Genomic DNA, 5,891 nt, shown 5'->3' on the forward strand with positions numbered 1-5,891 from the left:
TTTATGTCCGTGAGTATGAATCCGTCGCTCAGTCAGGCGGTACCGAAGCGACCAACTCGACATACTAGCCTGCCGTCAGGATCAGCGCGTAGTTCACGTCAACGTCGAGGCCTCTCTTCAATCAAGTATCGGTGGCGATGGCTGCACAGCCTATTGACTTGCCTCGGTTAACCATGCAAGCGACATCAGAACGTCAGCCAGTTGTCCTTCTCGTCTTCTTCCGGAAAGAAGCTCTCCGCATCGGGTAGCAACGGGTTTGATCCGTTTTCGACGTCCGGGCCAGGCAGACCGACCGCGCTTTCTGGCGGCTCCGTAAACTCGCCCAAGCCCACCATCTCCGCACCGGTTTCCGCATCCACCACGGGATCCTCGATCGACACTCCGGCCTCCCAGTCGGACATTCCCCACCCGAATTCTGGCTGTTCAACCGGTTCCACCACTGATTCTTCAAGCTCGGAGAATCCTGGGTCGACGTCCCTCAGTCCGAAAGGATCGGCATCCCACTGCGGCGGCTCCCATCGCGGCGGTGAATGATTCAACTCTCCATCGACCGCCGGCTCTTTAGCTACACCCACGTCCTGCAATCCGATCGGTTCCTCGCCCATGACCGGCTCCCAGCCAAGGGAGCAACGGTTACTGGAACGTACGCCCTCAAATGTGTCCATCTCTTTACGGCCACCGTAGCCGCTTATGTCAGCTGCTGTCGGGCGATGATTCTCCAGTTCTGAGCCGGATCGCGGATCTGCCTCCGCTGGATGCTGCCGTCTATTAGTGGCTGTAAGCGACTCATGGCGGCGGTTCACACGCCTGTCTTGGTCACTATACCGAGTCTCATAGGTATCGCGGGGTGCCGATTTCCGAATGGTGGCGGTGTCATCCGTCCGCTGACGAGCGTGGTTGTCCGCTGCTGTCGACGGTCGCTCACTGTCGTTTGAGGCTGCGGTACAGGAGCTAGGTGGAGTGGGTGCGAGGAGGGCCTTGAGGAACGAGGAAATCTTGATCTCGATTGGGCTGCGGACCAGCTCGTGGCTCACGGCACTTGGCCCGACATCGATCTCGATGAGATCCGGGACTGGGTCAAGACTGATGAATTCTGGTCCCCAGTCGACGTCGAGGTAGCTGAATCTGGTGTCGATCTGGACGAATTTTACCTCGCGGCTTGAGTCGACCGGGTTGAAATACTGGTTGTCGGTCCTAGTGGGTGAGCTCCGGCTTGGTGAAGCTGTGGAGGTGAGGGGTCTGTTCCGGCGAGTCGACGCCCCCGCCGTTTTCCTCGTCTGGGAGGAATTGGTGTACGAGCCTGTTCGCTGCGTCGACTGGATCTTCTTCGGGAGGTACTGTGGACGTTTCACTGTGGTCGACGACAGGTTCAGCTTCTCCACTGATGTTGGCGGCTCCGAAGGATCCGTGACGTCGCTCGCTGGTTCCGGCTCCTGATCGGTTGATTCTGTGGACTTGGCTGTCTGCGGTGTATTAACTGGCTGTGAGTCGGTCTGCTGCGTCGTTGAAGCTGTCGTGGACTCGCTGGACGTGCTAGAATACGTGGGTTCGGGAGCAGGCTGTAGACGTCGGGGAGACGGCGGCGATATCACTGTATACGCCATCATCGTTGTCCCGGCGACGATACCAGTGACCGCGTACCAGAGGCCGAGTGGAGAACGCAGAGAGTCCACGAGCAAGAGGGCTGCCCCGCCGAGGACCACGAATAGGGCACCAAGACGGCCGAATACCGTCATTTCCATACAGTACGTCAAGTTAGCTTAAATATCTGCTCCCAATACAGATCGTCTACGTACGGATTTAGGGGCCGGAATAAAGCTTATACGCGATTCAACGGTTGGTTGACACGTCAGAATGACGTCCGGACTGCTCAAAGCCCTCCTGCAGACGGCGAACTACTTCCAGAACTGGCGGAAGGGCGACCCCGAGAGGGCCACGCAGCGAGGCCGCAAGTATCTGTTCTGGATACTGGTCGGTGGTGTTGCCAGCCTGTGGTTCCTCTACCAGCACGGGATCGCCGTCCCAGTCGACTTTGCTATGTTCACTGGCGGCTTGCTACTCGTCGAACTGTTCGAGTTTGGGATGCTGCTTCGGATCGGGATGGCGGTCGATCCACTGGTCGGCGGTGTCCTCGGGACGATCGGGCTCGGCACCCTGGCGAAGTTCTTCCGTGATCTCGGCGGGATCTCTGCGGCGATAAACTACTTTTTCTCCATCCGATAGCAGTCTTCCTTACTGCGGTTACCTTGCACACTCAGGGTTGGGACTGAACAGATCGATATCGGGGTCCAGTGACTGAATCATTCTCCGGTCGAGGAACTCGACCGGCTTTCCTCATCGTCACTTAGGATGTTTTTCGCATAAACCCCTCGTGTTCAGATAAGCTGATTCCATGCGAAGCTGAACGATCTGAGCCAATCGTCGGCGGTTTCTGCTTCGGCGTTGCTAAAACAGTTTGAGAAACAGACAGTTCGGCGTTTTATTTCTCTAAAGACATGTTCAACGGCATTCCGATTTCCATGTTTTTCGTATTTGAAATCGAAGCCGTGGCGTTGACACGCATCTTGTAACGAGTGCGATCCATCGACGAGAAACACGGCGTCGGAGACGTCGTGTTTCTCGGAGAGTTCCGCTAGAAACGAATGAGCGAGAACCTTTGTTGTCGTCGGCTCAAGCTTTGTATGGAGCAATTCGCTTGTCTCGGGATCGACGGCAGCATACAGCCAATATTGCTGATCGTTGAGTCGGATCACAGTCTCGTCAACTGCAATGTGATCCGGAGACCGACCAGCTTCGGGCTGTAGATCGGCCTTGTGAACCCAATTATGAACCGTTGATCGAGCACGTTCGACACCAAATATCTCAAGTATAGAAACTGTATTCGAAAGTGATAGGCCAGCAAGATGGAGCTGAATACCGAGCTTCATCAGCAATCTCGGTGTCGCTTCTCGTTCCACAAAACCTAATTCGATCTGGTCGATACTACCGCTGAGGCGTGTGTTTTCGGGCATGAACCACTCAGAAAACACACTGCCTCGCTCTTCATTCTTATCTGAACACCGCCCGACGACCGGAAGGTAGATTTAAATAGCTCATCGACCACGTTGTCACCATGTCGAACAACCAGCTCTCAAAACCCGCGGCCAAGGTAGCCGTCCGGAACGTCGGGGGGATCGACGAAGTGGAAGTCGCCGTTCCTCGGGGCGTCTCCGTCCTAGTTGGCCGCAACGCCACGAACCGGACATCATTCCTACAGGCGTTAATGGCGGGTCTCGGCAGCGAACGCAGTTCCCTGAAAGGCGACGCCGACGAGGGGTCAGTGACGCTGGAACTCGGGGGCAAGACGTACACGCGAACGCTCACGCGCCGGAACGGGGCGGTCGAGTTCGGTGGCGATCCGTATCTCGACGACCCGGAACTCGCAGACCTGTTCGCGTTTCTGGTCGAGAATAACGAGGCGCGTCGGGCGGTGGCACGTGATGAGGACCTGCGGAAGATCATCATGCGGCCGATCGACACGGACCACATCGAGGCGGAGATCGAGACGTGTCGACGGCAGCGTGACGAGCTCAAGGCAGAGATCGAGCGGCTGAACGAGCTGGAACGAGAGCTACCGGAGTTGGAGGTTGACCGCCGCGAGATACGGGCGGAGCTCGACGACGCCCGTGACGAACTCGCGGCCGTCCGGGAGCAACTGGACCGACTTGATGCTGGCGTCGAGGAGAGCCGCACGCGTAAGCAGGAGCTTGAGGACGCGTTCCAGCGCGTCCGGGAAGCCCGCGCCGATCTGGAGGAACTTGAGTTCGACCTCGAGACCGAACGGTCGACGCTTGCCCAGCTCGAAGGGGAGTGCGACGACCTCGAGGAGACCCTCGCGGCAGTCGACGATCTTGAAGAGAATCCGGATCGGCTCGCAGGACGTATCGACGAGCTGCGTCGGCGCAAGCGCTCGTTGGATGACACAATAAACCAACTCGGGAGCGTGATCAGCTTCAACGAGGACATGGTCGAGGGGGACGGTCTCGACGTCGATGCCGCCATCGAGGAGGCGGCGGACGGACGCGATCCCACTGCGGCGCTGACCACCGGAGGGGAGACGGCGTGCTGGACGTGTGGATCCGAGGTGGACACGGACCAGATCGAGATCACGCTCGACCGGCTACGCGAATTCAGGGCGTCGAAGCTCGATGAACGGAACAAGCTCCGTTCGGAGATCAATGAACTCACCGACCGCCAGTCCGAGCTGCAGCGACAGCAGCGCGAACGACGGGAATCCGAGCGGCGCCTCTCGGAGGTCCAGTCCGAGATCGAGTCCACTCGGACACGCATCGACGACATCGAGGACCGGATAGCCGAAAAGGAGTCGGAGATCGAGGAATTGGAATCCGAGGCGGAGTCCATCGACGTGGAGGGACACGACGAGGCGCTTGAGCTTCACCGCGAGGCAAACGGCATCGAGCTTCGCATCGACCGCCTCGAGGACGACCTGGAGGAGATCGAATCGACGATTGAGGAGCGCGAGGCGGCCATCGATGGGCGTGCCTCTCTCGAAGACGAGCGTGAAGAGATCTCGGAGCGTTTGACCGACCTCCGAACGCGCGTCGACCGCATCGAGGAGCAGGCTGTCGAGTCGTTCAACGGCCACATGGACACGGTGCTCGACGTCCTCGAGTACGAGAACCTCGATCGCATCTGGATCGAGCGGCGTGAGGCGGAGGTTCGCGAGGGCCGCCGTAAGGTGACGAAAACCCAGTTCGACCTCCACATCGTCCGCACGGCCGACGACGGCACCACGTACGAGGACACGATCGACCACCTCTCGGAGAGCGAACGAGAGGTGACGGGGCTCGTCTTTGCGCTCGCCGGCTACCTCGTCCACGAGGTCCACGAGGCGGTGCCGTTCATCATCCTCGACTCGCTGGAGGCGATCGACGCCGACCGTATCGCCCGCGTCGTGGACTACTTCCGCGACCACGCAGAATACCTAGTCGCCGCCCTCCTCCCGGAGGACGCTGCCGCGCTCCCCGAGATGTACACCTACGTCGAGAGGATCGACTGACCCCGGCTCGTCATCGACGGCCGCGCCACTCGGGGACGGCCACGAACTATTACACCGTTAATTTTGTAACGGTACCAGAGCTACTACCGGTATGACGCAGTCGAGCGGCAGACGGACCAAGGTCTCGCGGGTCATCGAGGAGTACGACCTCGAAGGGATGGGCGCACAGCTGGAGGCGTCGTGGACGGATGAGACCGGCGAGCGGATGAGCCTCCGGGACCTCGCTGACGAGTTCAATCAGGCGGTGCTGGAAGCGGCGCTCAGGAGGGTCGGTGTCTCCCCGGTGAGCTTCCAAGTGGACGGAACGTACGAGTCGCTCAGGCACGGCTCCGGTCCCGAGAGAACGCGCGCGAAGCGCCGACTGGAGCGTGAGGGAGCCGACCCAGAGAGGCTTACGAACGACTTTGTGACCCACCAAGCGATCCACACGTATCTCACGACGGACCGGAACGCGAGCCTCCCGGAGAACGAGACGGCGCCGGTCGAGCGGAAGGTCGAAACGATCGAGAAACTCGAGGGGCGAGTCGCCGCGGTGTCGGAGTCCGCGGTCGCCTCGCTGGCATCAGTTGACGAGCTCGACCGGGATGACTACGACATCCTTGTTGACCTCCGTGCGGTCTGTCCGGCCTGCGGGTCGGACTACCCCCTCGGCGAACTGTTTCGGAACGGCGGCTGTGGATGCGCACGGTAAATAATATCAACTTGAAAGGATACAAAACTGGATGATAATACTACAGTATAGTCTCACTTCGATGAGCTCACTATCTTGGTCCGGACGGGCGACCGAAGCCATCCACCGCTGAGAGTAACCGTTTGCTCGGTTGAGCGCGTT

5 protein-coding genes are annotated in these 5,891 nt (G+C 59.3%); 3 read left to right on the top strand and 2 right to left on the bottom strand.

Going from position 1 to position 5,891, the window contains the following annotated elements; genetic code table 11:
• Positions 1-185: 185 nt before the first annotated feature.
• A complete protein-coding gene (locus tag Z052_RS20005) occupies positions 186-1,736 on the bottom strand; it encodes a hypothetical protein (protein ID WP_144050081.1) in 1,551 nt (516 codons plus the stop codon).
• Between the two features lie 118 nt (positions 1,737-1,854).
• Here Z052_RS20005 and Z052_RS18955 point away from each other — a divergent pair, with 118 nt between their 5' ends.
• Positions 1,855-2,223, top strand: coding sequence for a hypothetical protein (locus Z052_RS18955; protein WP_099289365.1), 369 nt, complete (start codon positions 1,855-1,857; stop codon positions 2,221-2,223).
• Between the two features lie 152 nt (positions 2,224-2,375).
• Here Z052_RS18955 and Z052_RS18960 read toward each other — a convergent pair whose 3' ends face one another.
• Entirely contained in the window at positions 2,376-3,011 is a 636-nt protein-coding gene (locus Z052_RS18960) for an IS6 family transposase (RefSeq protein ID WP_099289368.1), read from the bottom strand.
• A gap of 101 nt (positions 3,012-3,112) precedes the next feature.
• Between Z052_RS18960 and Z052_RS18965 the strand changes: the two genes are divergently transcribed.
• Both Z052_RS18965 and rdfA read left to right on the top strand, forming a co-directional pair.
• Positions 3,113-5,059, top strand: a complete 1,947-nt coding sequence (locus tag Z052_RS18965) for an archaea-specific SMC-related protein (RefSeq protein ID WP_099289366.1) — start codon at positions 3,113-3,115, stop codon at positions 5,057-5,059.
• A gap of 91 nt (positions 5,060-5,150) precedes the next feature.
• The gene (gene rdfA, locus Z052_RS18970; RefSeq protein WP_099289367.1) at positions 5,151-5,750 is read left to right on the top strand and encodes a rod-determining factor RdfA; all 600 of its coding nucleotides are present in this window, start codon (positions 5,151-5,153) and stop codon (positions 5,748-5,750) included.
• Positions 5,751-5,891: the final 141 nt, after the last annotated feature.

Origin of the sequence: Halorubrum sp. C191, from assembly GCF_002727095.1 — an archaeon.
Classification (GTDB): domain Archaea; phylum Halobacteriota; class Halobacteria; order Halobacteriales; family Haloferacaceae; genus Halorubrum; species Halorubrum ezzemoulense.